17 protein-coding genes are annotated in these 17,304 nt (G+C 37.6%); 10 read left to right on the top strand and 7 right to left on the bottom strand.

Going from position 1 to position 17,304, the window contains the following annotated elements; genetic code table 11:
• Positions 1–195: 195 nt before the first annotated feature.
• Positions 196–1,062, bottom strand: a complete 867-nt coding sequence (locus tag OCV27_RS08230) for a fructosamine kinase family protein (RefSeq protein ID WP_171361764.1) — start codon at positions 1,060–1,062, stop codon at positions 196–198.
• A 355-nt stretch (positions 1,063–1,417) separates the two neighbouring features.
• On the opposite strand from OCV27_RS08230, the gene OCV27_RS08225 reads away from it, so the two are divergent.
• Positions 1,418–1,762, top strand: a complete 345-nt coding sequence (locus tag OCV27_RS08225) for a DUF3802 family protein (RefSeq protein WP_125323290.1) — start codon at positions 1,418–1,420, stop codon at positions 1,760–1,762.
• A gap of 2 nt (positions 1,763–1,764) precedes the next feature.
• Here OCV27_RS08225 and OCV27_RS08220 read toward each other — a convergent pair whose 3' ends face one another.
• The gene (locus tag OCV27_RS08220) at positions 1,765–2,283 is read right to left on the bottom strand and encodes a C40 family peptidase (protein WP_125323289.1); all 519 of its coding nucleotides are present in this window, start codon (positions 2,281–2,283) and stop codon (positions 1,765–1,767) included.
• Between the two features lie 11 nt (positions 2,284–2,294).
• Complete coding sequence (locus OCV27_RS08215; RefSeq protein WP_125323288.1) at positions 2,295–3,083, bottom strand: sterol desaturase family protein; 789 nt, start codon at positions 3,081–3,083, stop codon at positions 2,295–2,297.
• Positions 3,084–3,168: 85 nt separating this feature from the next.
• On the opposite strand from OCV27_RS08215, the gene OCV27_RS08210 reads away from it, so the two are divergent.
• Together OCV27_RS08210 and nagK are read left to right on the top strand one after the other, a co-directional pair.
• Positions 3,169–3,900 carry a tRNA-uridine aminocarboxypropyltransferase gene (locus OCV27_RS08210; RefSeq protein WP_125323287.1) on the top strand — a complete coding sequence of 244 codons (732 nt, stop codon included), beginning with the start codon at positions 3,169–3,171 and terminating at the stop codon, positions 3,898–3,900.
• 165 nt (positions 3,901–4,065) lie between these two features.
• On the top strand, positions 4,066–4,974 hold the full coding sequence (gene nagK / locus OCV27_RS08205) for an N-acetylglucosamine kinase (RefSeq protein WP_125323286.1): 909 nt from the start codon (positions 4,066–4,068) through the stop codon (positions 4,972–4,974).
• A 70-nt stretch (positions 4,975–5,044) separates the two neighbouring features.
• Here the strand turns inward: nagK and OCV27_RS08200 are convergent, their stop codons facing one another.
• From OCV27_RS08200 to mobA, 4 genes are all read right to left on the bottom strand, one after another.
• Positions 5,045–6,085, bottom strand: coding sequence for a hypothetical protein (locus tag OCV27_RS08200; RefSeq protein WP_125323285.1), 1,041 nt, complete (start codon positions 6,083–6,085; stop codon positions 5,045–5,047).
• Positions 6,086–6,098: 13 nt separating this feature from the next.
• The gene (locus OCV27_RS08195) at positions 6,099–7,118 is read right to left on the bottom strand and encodes an OmpA family protein (RefSeq protein ID WP_125323284.1); all 1,020 of its coding nucleotides are present in this window, start codon (positions 7,116–7,118) and stop codon (positions 6,099–6,101) included.
• Between the two features lie 530 nt (positions 7,119–7,648).
• On the bottom strand, positions 7,649–7,915 hold the full coding sequence (locus OCV27_RS08190; protein WP_125323469.1) for a DUF2960 domain-containing protein: 267 nt from the start codon (positions 7,913–7,915) through the stop codon (positions 7,649–7,651).
• A gap of 143 nt (positions 7,916–8,058) precedes the next feature.
• Complete coding sequence (gene mobA, locus OCV27_RS08185) at positions 8,059–8,655, bottom strand: molybdenum cofactor guanylyltransferase MobA (protein ID WP_125323470.1); 597 nt, start codon at positions 8,653–8,655, stop codon at positions 8,059–8,061.
• Positions 8,656–9,206: 551 nt separating this feature from the next.
• On the opposite strand from mobA, the gene OCV27_RS08180 reads away from it, so the two are divergent.
• The 7 genes from OCV27_RS08180 to rfbA all read left to right on the top strand — a co-directional run bounded on the left by OCV27_RS08180 (position 9,207) and on the right by rfbA (position 17,304).
• On the top strand, positions 9,207–9,920 hold the full coding sequence (locus tag OCV27_RS08180; protein ID WP_125323472.1) for a glycosyltransferase family 2 protein: 714 nt from the start codon (positions 9,207–9,209) through the stop codon (positions 9,918–9,920).
• A complete protein-coding gene (locus OCV27_RS08175; RefSeq protein WP_337969039.1) occupies positions 9,917–10,564 on the top strand; it encodes an AAA family ATPase in 648 nt (215 codons plus the stop codon). Before OCV27_RS08180 ends, OCV27_RS08175 begins: the two co-directional genes overlap by 4 nt.
• Position 10,565: 1 nt before the next feature.
• Complete coding sequence (locus tag OCV27_RS08170; RefSeq protein WP_337969038.1) at positions 10,566–11,795, top strand: glycosyltransferase family 2 protein; 1,230 nt, start codon at positions 10,566–10,568, stop codon at positions 11,793–11,795.
• Between the two features lie 90 nt (positions 11,796–11,885).
• The gene (locus OCV27_RS08165) at positions 11,886–13,652 is read left to right on the top strand and encodes an ABC transporter ATP-binding protein (RefSeq protein ID WP_125323160.1); all 1,767 of its coding nucleotides are present in this window, start codon (positions 11,886–11,888) and stop codon (positions 13,650–13,652) included.
• 69 nt (positions 13,653–13,721) lie between these two features.
• Entirely contained in the window at positions 13,722–15,239 is a 1,518-nt protein-coding gene (locus OCV27_RS08160) for an aminoglycoside phosphotransferase family protein (RefSeq protein ID WP_125323159.1), read from the top strand.
• Between the two features lie 146 nt (positions 15,240–15,385).
• Complete coding sequence (gene rfbB, locus OCV27_RS08155; protein ID WP_125323158.1) at positions 15,386–16,444, top strand: dTDP-glucose 4,6-dehydratase; 1,059 nt, start codon at positions 15,386–15,388, stop codon at positions 16,442–16,444.
• A complete protein-coding gene (rfbA, locus tag OCV27_RS08150) occupies positions 16,441–17,304 on the top strand; it encodes a glucose-1-phosphate thymidylyltransferase RfbA (protein ID WP_125323157.1) in 864 nt (287 codons plus the stop codon). The genes rfbB and rfbA overlap by 4 nt, the downstream gene beginning before the upstream one ends.

Here is a 17,304-nt window from a genome sequence, read left to right as displayed (position 1 = left end):
GGCGGGTGCTACGAATAAATGTTCCCAGAGTAGTTAAATTTGAGTCGCCATACAGATTGACACGTCAGAGGTCTTCAGTAATGTAAAAGAGTTTTTTGTTAGGTTTACCATACACAAATAAAGGTAATTACAGTTTAAAAATAAGAGCTATTGATAGTTAGGTTATTTTTAGTCAAGTCTGAGTAGTTTGTTAAACTAATATGTCAGGATATTATTAATTGCAGTCTCACATTGATCCAAGTAAGCACCACCAAACTGATTGTAATGGTTTAGTAAATGGTAAAGATTATATATATCTTTGCGCTGATGATAGCCAGCGTCGAGTGGGAATGCGTTTTCATATCCTTGGTAAAACTCAGGCAGAAATCTACCAAATAGCTCTGCCATCGCAAGATCGCATTCTCTATCCCCCCAATATGATGCAGGGTCGTAACATATTGGCCCAAAAACTGAGTTAGCAACGTTTCCATACCAAAGATCACCATGTAATAGAGATGCTTGAGGTTGATGATGAGCCAGTTTATCTTGGATTAGGTGAGTAAAGTCACCAATATCGACCAAGGTTATGCCTTTTTCTTTCATAAGTTGTAGTTGCCAACCTATGCGTTGCTCAGCAAAAAATCGTCCCCACCTTCTATCCCATTTGTTAGGCTGCAAAGTCGAACCAATATAATTGTCTTGATCGAAACCATATTCTTTTTGTTCGCCCCATTGGTGTAATATGGCAAGTTGTTGACCAAATTCGTAGCTATTTGGGGGGGCATCAAGAGGCTTGATTGGGAAATAATTAAGAATAAGAAATGCGTGGTCTTTAGTTTTTCCTGTAAGGATATGTTCAGGAACTGACACACTAGAACTCTGTCTCAGAATGTTAATATTTTCTGCTTCAATTTCAAATTTAGAGTAAAAGTCTCGTTGGTTTATTTTAACAAAATAGCGCTGCTCACCGTCATTTATCATATAACAATGGTTTATGTCACCTCCAGTGATAACATTTTTTTCGATAATATCAAAAGAAAACATAAGGGTTTCAGACAATTGATCAGCAATGGCTTGCCACATATTTTGTTCCATACTTATGAGGAGTTCAATATTGATATTGTAGATTAAGGCATTACTCAATTCTTAATCAGACAGCAAAAAATTCAATCGTTTAGCTGAGCTTTTCGATAAAATAACTTTTATGTGATCTTCATCATGCTTGTGGGTAGCCAATTCACGATTATTGGGCGAAATGATCTAACAATGTAGGAGCCGCCGAGCTGGTCTTGATGTGTTGTAAAGTATAGTCTTATGGGACATGTATAAATTTTAGAATTTATACATGTATCTGAATCGAGTTGGGTTGTGAAAAATCAATCATATGTCTTAGTATTAGATAGTGACTCGTAAACATAAAAACGAATGGAGAACGACAGTGGTAGTTGAAACCGATGGCTATCTTGCACTTATTGAGCACTTGGCTTTTAATCTCGACATATTTTCATCAGATGATGGTGATGTAGGATCTGAGAGTGTTGAAGATGTTGTTACCGATATGGTGGCGAGTAATATCATGACCATTTTTGAGCAAAATCCAGAGCTACATTCCACTGTTCGTTTTCAGTTGTTAAAAGAAGTAGATGCTGTTGTTGAAGATTTGGGTGAAGTTCTTGCTGGAGTTTGGTCAAAACCTGCAACAAACGGACAGATTACTTTTCTCGATGAATTGATTGCTCTTCTCAAAAACTTATTTGATTCCGCAGTTGCAAAATACGATTAAAGTCAGTCCAAATCAGACGGGAGAGTAACCCGTCTAAAGTGCCAAAATTTTGAAGCCCAGTACGGATTATCTAACCTAGAAATGACCACACCTTCTGATGTTGAAGCGTTTGCAAACTGTTTATCTCCAATATAAATGCCTACATGTCTTACAGAAGGAGACGTTTTGAAAAACACTAAGTCTCCTATTTGGGCGTTCTGATAATTAACTTGATATCCTAGTTTTACTTGTAAGCTGGTGGTTCGGGGTAAACGTATATTAAGGACACCGAGATATACCAGCTGCACAAAAGCTGAGCAATCAACCCCGTATTGATTACTGCCTCCCAATCGGTATGGAACACCTTTCCAATCACGGTAGAAACTTAGCAATTTGTGTTTGAGTTCATTAGTACTTGGCGAAACTAATGTATTAGTACTTAGCTCTTCCTCTCCTACAAATTGATTTTCAGTGGGAGAAGAGCATCCAGTGATGATGAGGATTAAAAGTACTACTTGTACCTGTCGTATCAGCCTATCCATGGTATCAATTATTATTTATTCCTAAACGGTTGAGTGATCATCCTATCAATTCTTTGTTCACTTTCTGTTTGAAACAATGGGATGCCAATTTTTATATCCTGATGCCCAAATTCTGGTTGAGCGATGTAAGTGTTAAAACACCTATCCCAAATGGACAAAAAGAAGCCAAAATTCGAGTGTGTTTCTCGCGGCGTTTTAGAGTGATGTACTCGATGCATATCAGGTGTGACAATGACTTTACGTATCAATGAGTCGAATCTTAACGGTAAGCGAGCATTGCTGTGATTAAACATGGCGCTTGCATTGAGTAAGATTTCAAAAACAACCACTGCAATGGGGGAGATACCCAATGACATAACGGCAGCAATCTTTATACCCATTGAAATCATAATTTCAATGGGATGAAATCGAGTTCCTGTGGTGACATCAATGTCTTGATCGCTATGATGCATTCTATGTAACCTCCAAAGCCACGGTATTTTGTGAAAGGCAATATGTTGAACATAGATTACAAAATCAAGGAGTAGGATGCATAGGATAAACTCAGCAAGTTTTGGCAATTGAATAAAATTCAATAACCCAAAGTGATTTTGTTGCGCAATATGTGCAGCTTCAAAGGCGAGGATTGGCATGAATAAGCTAAGGCATATTGAGTTAAATGAGACCAAACCAAGGTTGTTTACCCAACGAAAGCTCTTGCTTTGGCTAAGTTGCCTTTTCGGCATCGTCCATTCCCATAATGCACATGCCAATAAAACGGCAATAAATATACTCAGCCGAATGATATCTAAATTATTCATAGAGTAATTTTCCTCCAGTCTTGCGTTTGCAACATGTCTATCACAGTGTAAACTTGTGCCTTTTCATCATTATCCACCAATATCAATGAGAATCCACGCGTATCATCGCTTGTATAAACAGCGCTTATTATGTTCAACTCGATCCTTTAAAGCTAGGGGCAGTAAAGTTAATCGGTGTCTATTTTGTCAAGTTGAACAAAACCTCTGCCTATGCCCATATCAACCTGAAGTTGATTCAGATATTGCAATCATACTACTATTTTCGAGTAACGAAGTGTTTAAACCCAGTAACACAGGGCGTTTAATTCTAGATACGATAAGGGAAGGGTATGCGTATCAGTGGAGTCGTACTAATCCAGACAAGCAAATGTTGGAGCTTTTGAACAAGCCACAGTACCAGCCGATTGTGGTTTTTCCAAAAGATAACGTCGAGTCTAAATTTCGTGTATTGGATTTAAATTGCACATGGCTTAATAATGGTAAAAAACCATTATTGATCTTTTTGGATGGAAGTTGGAGAGAAGCGAGACGAATGTTAAGACAATCCCCTTATCTAGATAGTTTACCGGTACTTTCAATTTCACCACAATCTCTTTCACAGTATGCTATGAGGCGTAGTAATAACACTCAGCACCTCGCAACAGCAGAAGTTGCGAGCATAGTGTTTAGTCAGTTGGGTGAGGAATTGGCGGCACAAACTTTGGCATTATGGTTTGATGTATTTAAAGAGACTTACCTGATGAGTAAAAGCCAGAGTAAATCAGATCTTCAAAGGCCAAAATTACACGACTATCTTAACCGCGGCAACCTAGCATAGGTTGTTCTTGGCTACAAAGTGGAACAGTTCAAGCTTATTTGTGGTGATACTCTAATCAATCAGACTTGGACGGTGTACAAATAGGTGTGGTGTCACGGATTGCAGGTCTATTGATGTAGATAATGAGGAAATTACAATGTTTTGTCTAAGTGTTAGGAGAAGTTAATGTATTACGGTTTTGATGTTGGAGGAACAAAGATTGAATTTGGCGCCTTTAATAATCAACTGGAACGCGTAGCGACTGAACGAGTTCCGACGCCAACGGATGATTACAGCTTGCTAGTCAGGACTATTACCGAATTGGTGGGAAAATATGACAAACAATTTGGATGTCAAGGAAGTATAGGGCTTGGACTACCTGGAATGGAAAATGCTGAGGTTCAGACGTTATTAACAGTAAATATTCCTGCTGCAAAAGATAAACCTTTACGTGCAGATTTGGAAGCGAGTATTGGCCGTCGAGTTAGAATTGAAAATGATGCGAATTGTTTTGCCTTATCTGAAGCATGGGATAAAAGTCTTGCAGAAGAAGAATCCGTACTTGGATTGATTCTTGGTACCGGATTTGGCGGTGGTATTGTTTACGACGGCAAGATCTTCTCTGGTCGAAACCATGTTGCTGGAGAGGTTGGGCATATGCGATTGCCGCTTGATGCTTGGCTTTATCTCGGAGAGAACGCACCTCTGCTAAGTTGTGGATGTGGTAAAAGCGGCTGCCTAGATAATTACCTTTCAGGTCGCGGCTTTGAATTGCTTTATCAGCACTATTATGGAGAAGTAAAAAAGGCTACAGATATCATTAGTGCATATCAGAGTGAAGAGTTCAAAGCAGTAGAGCATGTCGATCGCTTTATGGAATTGTTGGCAATTTGTTTAGCCAATATTTTTACCATTAATGATCCTCATACTGTGGTCTTAGGTGGTGGACTTTCAAATTTTGAGGTAATTTATGAAGAGATGCCTAAACGTATCCCAAAATATCTGCTTTCTGTTGCTAAGTGTCCAAGAATTATTAAAGCTCAACATGGAGATTCCGGCGGGGTGCGTGGCGCAGCATTTCTCAATATCAAGTAAAAAAGAGCTTGCCAAGGTAAGCTCTTATTAAGTATTTAAATGAAAATTGTAATTTACATTCGGTTGGTGATTATAAGTCGACTACGCAAGAAACATATTTAGCTTCGTCAGCTGTAGCTTTTTGCAGTGGAAAAAGTGAAGGGTCGAGTAGTTTAACTGTTTCAAACTGGTTACTAAATGATTGCCAAGATTGATATGAACGATTTACTGGCCAACCGAAACGTATAAACATAGAACCTGAAGCAGCATTGTACTTGTTCATATGATCAAGTTCTGTCCAAGTCGGTATATGCCAACCAACTTTACCGGCAAATTCTATTTCATTTAGTTTTTGACACCAACGGTATGCTTGTCCGTCTTTTCCTGCATCAATAGTGGTAGAATTTGTCTGTGAGGGTGGTGTAGCACCATCACCATCTTGACGAAATGCAGCAAAATCGGTTCCATTTATACTAACCTCACGTTCACTTTGTGCATAGCTATCGCCTGAGTTAGTTGGAAAGTCCTCAATTCCATAACCTAGTTGATGCATAAATTCCAATGAGGGAGTGCTTGTAAACCACTTACGTTTTAGGTCAGTGGAATCTAACACTTCTCTTATCTTCAAACATTCACCTGATGCAGAACTTCTGCTGTCGTCATCAACACCACCACCGGGGTTCTTGTCGAGAAGCTTCCCTGTAGTATGCCCACATACCAAAGTTGGTACGACATCAAGAGTTACCGGTGCACTTGTCACACCATTAAGAGTTGCAGTGACTTCAGTTGTGCCTAGTGTATTAGGTAATGCAACACCTTCATCATCAAACGATACTATGTTATTTGTGACTTCAAACTTGACCAGACTAGTAATATCTTGCTCACTGCCATCGTCGTATTTACCAGAAACTTGATATTGAAGAGAAGAATAAATTTCTCTATTTCCTGTCTTAATGGTGAGTTCATAGACTCGAGCTTCTGGATTCACGGTAACTTGATTAGAGCCTCCCGTATTTTGGTTATTAGAGCTCGCGGTTTCACCTTCGAAAGCGCCTCCGGAGCCGCAACCCACCAGTAGTATCATTGTTGCTGCTAAAGTGGTCAGTTGTATAGTGTGTTTTACTTTGTTCATTTTGGGCTCCTAATTACTCTGAAACAAAAACAGTGATATCAACACGTCGGTTTAAAGCTCGACCTTCAATGGTTTCGTTGCTCGCAATAGGCGCCATTTCTCCATATCCTTGTACTATAATGCGCTCTTTTTCTACACCGTTATGTTCGAGTTTCGTTGCGATATATTCTGCTCGTTTTTCAGAAAGCTTTTGGTTGTAGGCTTCAGAACCCGAAGAATCTGTGTGGCCTATTACTTTCACCTTGGATGTAGGGTTGTCAGCAAGTAGCAGAGCAATATGCTGAATTTCCTTTTGTTGAAGAGACAACTCTGCTTGATCTATCCCAAACGTTTTCATTTCTTTCGAAAGCTGAGTCGAGAAGTGATAAATCGTGCGAGGTTCTACAATTTCTGGCTCACATTCTTCTTCATGAGTTTTTATAGGCGTGGGAATTATTATTTGAGGTTCGTCAGCGCGACCAAAATGGTAAGTCAGTCCGACAAGAGCACCATGACTATCAAATTTACCAGTGCTCTGACTACCAATACTATCAACATATTGATAACCAATATCTAGATATAAGTTTTTGGCTACGGGAGTGGTGACACCAAACTTGTAAATAGGAGAGAATCCATCATCACTGACATTGGTATGAATAGATGATTTGTCAAGTGACCAATAAGCGGCTCCAGCGTATCCGTACACAGATAACTGCTTATAAACTGGGTAGGAATAGCGCAGGCCTGTACGTAGAAAAGAAGTATCCACAGTGATTGAATTATAAGCACTATCCATTTGGCCTAAATATTGATAACCCAAATCCCAACTTAGAGTGTCTGTTAGGTTAATACCTCCATAGATGCCTCCAATGGCACTGTGTGGGTCGCTTTGAGCATAGTTATTATCAGATGAAACCTGATAACCACCTTCAACACCAATATAATAATTAATATTACTATCGTTAGTGTTGTTATCAGTATTTTCTGCAAAACTTAGAGCAGGTATAACAAGCAATATACTTGATAGTGGATAGAATCTTGTAATAGAACGCATAATGTTTATGAATCTCACCTGTGTAAAACTGGTGCGGATGTTATCGTCGCTCTAAAAAAACACAAATGAAATATTAATGAACTTATCAATTAATTGTGAATTATTGCTTGATTTATTAATTCATTAAGATTCAAAAGATACCATAATTCTTATGTTATTGAATTTTAATGAATTATAATGTGTTTTTTTGTTTTTTATGATATTAGATTACTTGCCAATATTTAGCTTTATAGATATTTTTAATTGAAGCTGATTATTCTAGCCTAGGTGCATTGTGTATTTTTGTTTATAAGTGTCGGCGCTTTTAGCTAATAATAGGGCTAGATAAAGTATATTTTGAATGGTTAAACGATAAGCAACTAAGGTGATGTTTAGAAATTCTAGTTATAGGTATTTTAAACTTGGCCCTATTATGTTCCATAAGGAATGCTAAAATTAAGTAAATGTTAGGAGTTATTGCAAGGTGCTTCTTAACACCTCTAATCAGGTGGCTAAATTCACTATGACACTACAATAACCCATAAACTATTTTATTCGCTCTTAGAACCAATACCGCGATTTTCTTTTTGAGCAAGAGTTATTTTATCAAAACCTAACTTTCTAAAATGGTTATCTCGAAAGTTTCGTACAGCCTTTGTATCTGATACGGCTTCAATTTGTTGTTCCATTTTTAGATAGTCAGAGATATCGATGCCTTCTGCTTGTGCAACGGCTTCATGAATGTTGTGATATTGCTGATAAGAAAACGTCAGTGTTTTGTTTTTACCTTTGTATGTGTATTCGATTGTACGTGTCATAAGTATCTCTGCTGTCTGTAGAGCGGTAATAATTCACTCATAATAAGGAGTATTTTGCACTTATGGGAGCTAATTGTCACCTGCTGTTAAAGTCTGCTTAAACCCTATAGCCCATTTGTATTATTAGTGCCCAAATAACAGACCTATTCAACTGATGAACCATTAGTCGTAAAGTGAGTTAGTTCGCTTGGTGTATTTAGGTTAATAAAGCAGTCTGGTGTATCACTGAAGTCTACAAAGTGAGTGGTGCATTCTTGATAAAAACCTGCCATTCTTCTCTCCCCGCGTTCTAAATATGAAACTAATCTAGGCAGTACTTTTTTATGATAGAGGGAGAATACAGGTTGTGCGGATTGACCATCGTGAGCAACTAATATTTCTGATTTTTCCGTTACAGCTGAACAAAAGCGTTCAACTAACTTTGTTGTTAATTGAGGGCAGTCACAAGGGACAAACCCAACCCAATTTTTGTCTGATGTACATAAAGCGGCATGAACTCCCCCCATTGGGCCGGGGAAATCTTTAAAATGGTCTTTTATGACATTAGCAAACTGCGCATAAAATTCGTGATTTTGATTAGCGCTAATCGATATATCTTGGGCTTGAGCTGATAGTCGCTCAAAGACGTGTCCTATAAGTGGTTGGCCGTTTAGCATGACAAGACCTTTATCTTGCTTACCCATACGTTTACCTTGCCCGCCAGCTAAAATAACCCAGCAGGTGTCTTTTTGAAGAAGCATGATGATCCTTTTATTGTCATGAGTTTACTGGTATCAACTCAAAATTACTTCATAAAGCGCTCGGAAACCGAGTTTAACACCCATCAACCGATAATTTATTGATACTAATTAATAATAGCCTGATTATCATTAATGTTAGAGCGTGTAGATCTTTCGGGATGCATTTTTACGGTGTGTAAAAACGTTATAATTTGCTTCGACAAAAGTAAAAAGATAATCAATATCATGCCAAGAACTATGTTAACTGATATCTGATGGGGACTGCCACTATGAGTCCGATTGTAAAGGATTTATATGTATAACCAGCTGAAATTAAAGATAATTATCATTTTTTGTTAATTATTTACTTTCTTTCTGTCTACTTAAGATCTGCATAGTGTCTATCTTTTGTTACTTTTGCCAATAATTCAGGGTTTTACCTGATACAAGCCACACAATTATTACTATAGTCTTCAATTTATTCCTTATCTAACTATCTGATTTACAATCATTAAGAGTACTTATATTGCTATTCATGATTGTATGCTTCTTACGGTAAAACGGGGTTTAAAATGAGTATTGATATAGTTGTTCCAGTATTTAATCAGTTTGAGAAAACCAAGCTCTTTATCAATTCATTGTCGAGACAGATACCATATAGATTAATTATCATTGACAATGGAAGTGATACAGAGACCCAAAAATATATAAATAGCATTGGTGCAGAGGTGATAACAAATCGAAAGAATCTAGGATACACCAAAGCAATGAATCAGGGGCTTTCGATTTGCACTAGCGAATACGTCTTATTTAGTAATAATGACGTTATTATGCCCAATGGCTTACTTTCCAAGCTCAAATCACATCTTGAGTATTATGACATAGTTACCCCTCTTTCTAACTTAGACCCGAATGACTGTGAGAATAAAGACAACTCATTATTAGTTGCTTTTGATCCAAACAAAGATGATATCCAAAGTTTTAGTGATGCCTTATATAGAGAGAATAAGGGGGCACGCACTCCAATTTCAATGGCTTATGGCCATTGTATTTTGATGAAGCGAGAAGTGCTTGAAAAGGTGGGATTGTTAGATGAAACATTTGAATCCGGATATCACACGGATGATGACTTTTGTTACCGAGCAATTCAGTGCGGATTTGATATAGGCCTTGCTCTAGATAGCTTTATTTTTCATTTCTGTCATTCAACCTTTAAAAGTCTTGGTATTGACTCTAAGAAAGAAATTGAGTTGTCAAAGCAGCTCTTTGGGGAGAAATATCAATGATATTTATTGAAGGCTTGCCATGCGCAGGGAAAAGCTTATTGATTAAAGAAATGGAAGCTTCCGGTGACAAAGTAACTTATGAAATTGGGAAAGTCTTACACCGCAGCCAATTTCCTGGAAATGCTTTTTCTTTTGAGGAAGCAATGTCAATTAATCGATGGTTTATTGGTAAAGAACAAGAAAGAATGCACAAGTCTGATTCACTCTTTTTTGATCGTTCCTACTTGACTCATTTTTGCTACGCCTATGCGTATGAAAAACATAAAAATATTACCATATTCGAAAAAACAGTAGAAATGTACAGAAATGAGGTTGAGCAGGGTCGGCTAGAAGTTCCTAAAGGTATTGTTTATCTAAACATATCTAGTGAGGATTCGGTTAAAAGGCAGGGGGAAAAAATTGAGAAGAAGATATCAAAGGGGCTCCCAGAGTTCTGGAGAAACCAGCAATTTCTTGAAGATACAAGAGACGCGTACAAAGCATTATTTTCTTCAGTAGTAGATATCCCATGGATTGAAATCGATGCGACCCTGAGTACTTATGATAAATATAATCTTATAAAGAAATGGTCAAATAGAATAGAAAATACCAAGTATGGATACTTTTCTTTTGATGACTTTGTAAATACATGTCTGAAGGCCTAATATGTTAGAGATTATTATTTATATAGCTACTATGTTTTTTTTATTTCTGGTTGTAAGACAGTATTTAAACATAAAAAAAAGTTTAGAGTTTTTATCAAAACAAGAAACATATAAAAACTCCATATTAAATGGAAGTAAATTCACATTATTAATTCCTGTTCTTGATGAATCATCTATCATTATTGAGACAATAAAACACTTTGAAAAATTTATTGTTAATTATCCTGATATGAAACTTGTTTTAATTACAACAGATAAGGAAAATAGCATAGAAAACAACAAAACCTATCAAGCTATACTACCTTTTGTCTCACAGCAAATACAGTTAGTCAATTACCCTTATAAAACTGGGAATAAAGCTAGTCAAATAAACTATTTTATTGAACAAAGTAATAATTCTAGTTTAGAAGAGTCTAATTCATATTACGCAATATTCGATGCTGATTCTCGACCAGACTTTCGCGCATTTTACTACATTTATAACGATGATGAAAAATGTAGAATATACCAGATGCCACCAATGTACTCGTCTAACTTTGAACAATTAAATATGTTTTCAAAAGCGGCTGCTATTTTCCAAACTCGATGGATGTTAAGTTATGAGTTGCCGTCGTTAGTTAAAAACTATAATGCGAAGAAATCGATATGCTTGTCCTATTGTATAGGCCATGGGTTATTTATTCGTAAAGACTATTTAGAAAGACATCCGTTTTCAACTGAGACGGTAACAGAAGATCTACATTATGGTTATCAAGCTGTCGTTAATAGAGTGTACGCAAAACCGGTGCCTTATTTTGATACCTGCTCGATAGCATTGGGAAGAAAAAATGCGACTCGTCAATCTGCTCGTTGGTTTTCTGGTGACCTCTCATCTATCTTTATGGCATATTTGCACCATGAGCCCCAAGAAGAGAATTTCAAACTCATCTTTGTTAAGAGATTGTTTAGGATATTACTTTGGCTATTAGGAACTATTTTATCAGCCTCTATCATTCTTGCGACTGTGGTACTCAAAATGCCTTTTGCATTATTTTTATTTTTTACCACTGGATTGGCTTATATATTTTTAATTCATAAATCTACAATTGAAGAATATTTCTATGTTAATGAAAATAAAAAAATATATTGGTACATATTCTTAAAAAGCATATCTAACTGCTTAGGGCCACTTTATAGTTTTTATGCTAAATTGAAATCTAAGGGAGACCTTTGGTTTAAAACTCAGAGATAATATTAAATTATTTATTTCTCTATCTAATTCTATGTAATTAATTTTCACTAAATGGAATTTAACCTTAACTGATATACATGAGATGTATTCATGAATAAAATTGATACAAGTTATAAAGAGGTTATACTCTTTGTTTTTTATCACTGGTGTACGAAGCCTAAACATACGTTATTTCTAGTATCATTAGCAATTTTATCTTCCTTTAGTGATATTCTGATGCCTCTAATGGCAGCAAATTTTACCAAAGAATTATTATCTGACGGTTCAGTATATGAGGCATTCATACTGATTACTGTTGTTGGCCTGTTGGGAATTATATTACGTCAACGTTTAAGTATAAATTTAGCTAGATATACACTTCTAATGATGGATGAGCTTGGTAGGGGAGCTTTTCAGCGAGTACAAGCATTTACTTCAGATTGGCATGCGAGTGGCTTCTCTGGTACGACGGTGAGGAAGATTACCCGTGGTATGTGGGCATTAGTATCACTTAATGACACTGTTTTCGTTGGCTTAATACCAATAGTTGTCATGTTGGTTGGAAGTACAGTAACGGTATGGTTGCATTGGCCTATAGTAGGAACAGCACTTGGCGTTATTGCTTTGCTATTTTGTTGTGTTACTGCCTTATTAACCATTGCTTATGTTGCTCCAGTGGCCAAAGTTGGTAATGCCTCAGACAGTCGGTTATCTGGTGTTCTATCTGATTCCCTTTCTTGCAACTCAGTAGTTAAAGCGTTTGCGGCTGAGCAAAGGGAAGAGCAGCGTTTAAGTACAGCGATGGAATCATGGAAAAGATTGACATTTGAGTCTTGGCGTCGAAGCAATATTAATGGTGGTGTACAAGAAGGTCTTCTCTTGCTTCTACAAACAACTATATTTGGTTTGCTTATCTGGTTGTCTGCTAGTGGTGCACTCAGCATGACAGACATTACGTTTCTCATTACTACTTTATTTATGTTGCAAGGATATTTACGTCGAGTCGGGAGCAATATTCGTCATTTACAGCGAGCGGTGAGCGAGCTAGAAGCTATGGTTGAGTTTTCTAACTTACCGATTGAAAGTGGGCAGCTAAGTGAGGGGTCTCAGGTCATTCATTGCCAAGGAGACATTGTTTTTAAGCGGGTTAACTTTGGATACCTGAAGGAACCTACGGCCTTATTATTTCGAAACCTTAATCTTCATATCAAAGCTGGTGAACGTGTTGGCCTTGTCGGTTACTCAGGATCTGGAAAGTCAACTTTTATTAAGCTCATACAAAGGCTTTATCAAGTCAACAGTGGGTGCATTATGCTTGATGGTAATGATATCAATACACTAGACTTACAGTCACTCCGGAGCCAAATAGCTCTGGTTCCACAAGAACCTATATTGTTTCATCGAACATTGGCAGAGAATATTGCGTATTCTAAGCCTGAAGCTTCACAAGAATCGGTACAAGCTGCAGCAGAGTTTGCTGGAATTCATCAGCGGATTTGTAGCTTACCTGATGGATATTCAACCTTGGTCGGAGAAAGAGGAGTTAAGCTATCAGGAGGTGAAAGGCAGCGGGTAGCAATTGCTCGAGCATTTCTTCTTGATGCTCCTATTTTGATCTTGGATGAAGCGACTTCTAGCTTAGATAGCGAGAGTGAAATGCATATTCAGCAATCTATGGAAAAATTGATGGAGGGGCGTACAACATTAATTGTTGCACATCGCCTTTCAACTATTCAGTCAATGGATAGAATTCTTGTATTTGATAAAGGAGAAATCGTCGAACAAGGCACACATAAACAACTTATCAGCAATAGTGGGCTCTATTCAAGGCTGTGTCAAAGTCAGGTGCAGAAGAATACTCAATACCGAAATACTTAATTAATTTTCAGCTGTTTCTTCCCGTCGTTAGATTGAAATTGATTTTATTAACTAAAGTAGTGAATTGATATGAATATCGATGTATCCCCTTGCCTTATTCTTGGCAATAATGAATATCATCACCTTAAGAAAATGCTATTTTCCATATTGGATCAGGTGGAAAATATTAATACGTTATTTGTTGGTGTAGGTAGAACACCGATACCCTTGATGTCATTAATAGAGTGTTATTGTGGCAAAGAAAAGGTTATCCATTTACCTCTTAGTGGCTTTAGACATAATTACCCTGGGGAAAACCATGAGTTACTTAGATCACCGCTTAATAAGCAGCATATGCTCTCACTGGATGAGCACTTCAAAAATTTTGTTCCTGTTCATAGATTGAAAGATATTGACCAAATTCTATTGATTGACTTTGTGGACTCTGGCGCATCACTTGCTGCGGTTGCTAGGTACCTAAGCCAGTATATTAAGAACGCCAAATTGGATTGTCGAGTCCATCCAATAGCCTTATATAAATCAAAGATTTCCACTGATTTTCGACAAACGTTAGATGCGATAAATTTGTCATTTACTGCAGTTGAGATTCCTTCATTTTCAAATCATATAACTGACGGTGAATTCAAGTTTGGTAGAGGCAAGTATTATGATGTTATCTCTCCTTACAATCGAAGCTTCAGTATTGAAGCAGGTGACCAAACACATCAATTAGTCTCAGATTTTACTCAATACCATCACTATCAGGTACAGCTAATTCAGCGTATGTTGGTTGATGAAGAGATTGAAAACCCCTTAGTCGGTGAGATGAGTCTAGAGTTTGTTTCTAATGGAACTGTCATAAAGCATTGCAGCTCTTCTGTTGAAAGTAACCGACTGTGTCGCCTATTTAATAGTTTTCCTTATCACGTAAAAGCTAATCAGTTGGAAAAAGAAGTTCAGTACTCATTTGTTTCTGGAATGACTCTTGAGAAGCAAGTTTTCTCGGAGCAAAAAGGTGCATTCAAGTCAATCGCACAGTTGGCACATTATCTTGGTGAAATTCATTGGCATTCACCCATTTTATTTCCCGACTACGCTAATATTTGTCATCAGCGCGGAGCGACAGTCATTAAGAATAATCACTGTTATGGGTACTTTTCTCAGATTCATGGCGATTTGCATTTTCGCAACATGATTGTTGACGATAATAATAAACTTATTTTCATCGATAGGATGAGAGCTTGTGGTGATATCTACTACGATTTCCCGTTTGTCGTTTCTTTGTTAGGTCAAGCACGCCAAACCAAAAAAGCATTCTATGTCGATCTTGTCGAAGTCTTTTTCTGTAATTACGAGTTGTATGTTGATAAAAAAGATAATTTCTATCAGGCTTTTCTGGTTAATTTTATTCACTATTGCCATATCGCTAGCCGTACACATAAAAATATTATCCCCGCATTTCAAGAATGGTCTGATGCAGATAAAATTGCTGAAATAGCTTCAAAATATTCCTGTTTCAAGGAGTTTTTAAGGCAGGAATATAACCTATTTAGCCCACAAAAAATTGCTAAATTATCGTCTGTAAACAAGGATGATTTCCATGTGTAGAGATCTGCCCCTTGTCCTGATGAAATGCTGGCCCTTATTGAGGTGGCGTATTAGGAACATATCCTTGTATGAGCAGTAAGGCTTTATTTAATGTATCAACAGAGTTGAGTGGCTTTGTATTTTAACCAACCAAAATGGAAAATAAAATGAAAATACTGATTACAGGTGGAGCTGGGTTTATTGGTAGTGCGGTTATTCGTTATGTTCTAGCTCATCATCAGGACTATGTAATAAACGTCGATTCACTGACCTATGCCGCCAATAAAGAATGGGAAAATTACTCAAATAATAGTGGTCGATATTCGTTTGAGAATGTTGATATTTGTGATGTGGAAGCATTAAATAGAGTCTTTAAAACACATCAGCCAGATGTCGTGATGCATTTAGCTGCAGAGTCTCATGTTGACCGCTCGATAGACGTTCCTGATAAATTTATTCGTACCAATATTGTTGGGACATACCATTTATTGGAAGCTGCGAAACACTACTGGTTGTCACTACCAGAGGAAAGGAAGGCTTGTTTTCGTTTTCACCATATTTCTACTGATGAAGTCTATGGTGATCTTACCGCTGAAGATAATCCATTTACTGAAGAATGTCGTTATGTACCAAGTAGTCCTTACTCTGCGAGTAAAGCCAGTTCAGACCATCTGGTTCGTGCTTGGGCAAGAACCTATGGATTACCGACATTAATTAGTCACTGCTCGAATAACTATGGTCCTGGTCAATTTTCTGAGAAGTTTATTCCCCGTATGATTTCCAATGCTTATCAAGGCCTGCAATTGCCAGTATATGGCGATGGTCAACAAATAAGAGATTGGCTGTTTGTGGATGATCATGCAAGTGCATTGTACAAGGTGTTAACCCAAGGAAATCTGGGAGAAACTTACAATATTGGGGGGAGTAATCAACGATCAAACATTGATGTTGTGAAAAAAATATGCTTGCTTTTGGAAAAACGTTTACCTAATAAACCGGTAGGTATCCAAAGGTACGAAGATCTTATTACTCGAGTGGAAGATAGGCCAGGTCATGATCGGCGCTATGTAGTTGATGCATCCAAGATAGAGCGAGAGCTGAACTGGATACCAAAAGAAAGTTTTGAGTCAGGTTTGAATAAAACCCTAGACTGGTATCTAACCCAATTGCAGTCCGACCCTTTAAATGAAGAAAGTAACTTAAATAGCTTAGAGGTATCGAAATGAAAGGTATAGTTCTAGCAGGTGGAACTGGTTCTCGCCTATATCCATTAACCTACGGCACCTCCAAGCAAATGCTGCCGCTCTATGACAAGCCTATGATCTACTATCCGATATCGACTCTTATGCTGGCGGGCATAAGGGATATCCTGTTGATTGTTTGTCCTGAAGATCAAAATCGCTTTGAACGACTTCTAGGTGATGGCTCTCGATTCGGCATTCGCTTACATTATAAAGTTCAGCCTTACCCAGAAGGAATCGCACAAGCATTTACCATCGGTGAAGATTTCATCGGTGAAGATTCGGTTTGTTTGGTTCTAGGCGACAATATTTTCTATGGGAATGCATTTTCCGAAGTCTTGAAAAGAGCGGCACAGCAAACATTAGGTGCAACTGTGTTTGGGTCTAAAGTGAAGGACCCACAACGATTCGGCGTTATTGAATTTGATAGTAGCAACAGGGTATTATCAATAGAAGAAAAGCCAGAAGTGCCCAAATCTGATTATGCTGTGACTGGATTATATTTTTACGATAATCGAGTGGTTCAATGGGCGAAAGAAGTTGAACGATCTTATCGAGGTGAACTTGAAATCACTTCGATCAATCAACGTTATTTAGAGGATAAGTCACTCAATGTCGAGCTACTGGGGAGAGGATTTGCATGGTTGGATACAGGGACGCATGAAAGTCTTCATGAGGCATCATCCTTTGTTCAGACTCTTGAGCACGTTCAAGGAGTGAAGGTCGCGTGCCTTGAGGAAATTGCTTGGAGAAATGGTTGGTTGAGCTCACAAGATATTGAGTACATTGCGCAACCTTTGCTTAACAATGGCTATGGCCAATATTTAGTTTCACTTATTGGTTAG

The organism is Vibrio pectenicida (assembly GCA_024347015.1).
Lineage (GTDB): Bacteria > Pseudomonadota > Gammaproteobacteria > Enterobacterales > Vibrionaceae > Vibrio > Vibrio pectenicida.
Note: the sequence above shows the minus strand (reverse complement) of the source record. Positions and strands in the feature narration are given on the sequence as shown.

Coding starts and splice junctions, on each gene's coding strand:
- OCV27_RS08230 (WP_171361764.1), bottom strand. CDS start 1,062: ATGTGGCAAGCCATTGCTGATCAATTGTCTGAAACCCTTATGTTTTCT.
- OCV27_RS08220 (WP_125323289.1), bottom strand. CDS start 2,283: ATGGATAGGCTGATACGACAGGTACAAGTAGTACTTTTAATCCTCATC.
- OCV27_RS08215 (WP_125323288.1), bottom strand. CDS start 3,083: ATGAATAATTTAGATATCATTCGGCTGAGTATATTTATTGCCGTTTTA.
- OCV27_RS08210 (WP_125323287.1), top strand. CDS start 3,169: ATGAGAATCCACGCGTATCATCGCTTGTATAAACAGCGCTTATTATGT.
- nagK (WP_125323286.1), top strand. CDS start 4,066: ATGTATTACGGTTTTGATGTTGGAGGAACAAAGATTGAATTTGGCGCC.
- OCV27_RS08200 (WP_125323285.1), bottom strand. CDS start 6,085: ATGAACAAAGTAAAACACACTATACAACTGACCACTTTAGCAGCAACA.
- OCV27_RS08195 (WP_125323284.1), bottom strand. CDS start 7,118: ATGCGTTCTATTACAAGATTCTATCCACTATCAAGTATATTGCTTGTT.
- OCV27_RS08190 (WP_125323469.1), bottom strand. CDS start 7,915: ATGACACGTACAATCGAATACACATACAAAGGTAAAAACAAAACACTG.
- mobA (WP_125323470.1), bottom strand. CDS start 8,655: ATGCTTCTTCAAAAAGACACCTGCTGGGTTATTTTAGCTGGCGGGCAA.
- OCV27_RS08180 (WP_125323472.1), top strand. CDS start 9,207: ATGAGTATTGATATAGTTGTTCCAGTATTTAATCAGTTTGAGAAAACC.
- OCV27_RS08175 (WP_337969039.1), top strand. CDS start 9,917: ATGATATTTATTGAAGGCTTGCCATGCGCAGGGAAAAGCTTATTGATT.
- OCV27_RS08170 (WP_337969038.1), top strand. CDS start 10,566: ATGTTAGAGATTATTATTTATATAGCTACTATGTTTTTTTTATTTCTG.
- OCV27_RS08165 (WP_125323160.1), top strand. CDS start 11,886: ATGAATAAAATTGATACAAGTTATAAAGAGGTTATACTCTTTGTTTTT.
- OCV27_RS08160 (WP_125323159.1), top strand. CDS start 13,722: ATGAATATCGATGTATCCCCTTGCCTTATTCTTGGCAATAATGAATAT.
- rfbB (WP_125323158.1), top strand. CDS start 15,386: ATGAAAATACTGATTACAGGTGGAGCTGGGTTTATTGGTAGTGCGGTT.
- rfbA (WP_125323157.1), top strand. CDS start 16,441: ATGAAAGGTATAGTTCTAGCAGGTGGAACTGGTTCTCGCCTATATCCA.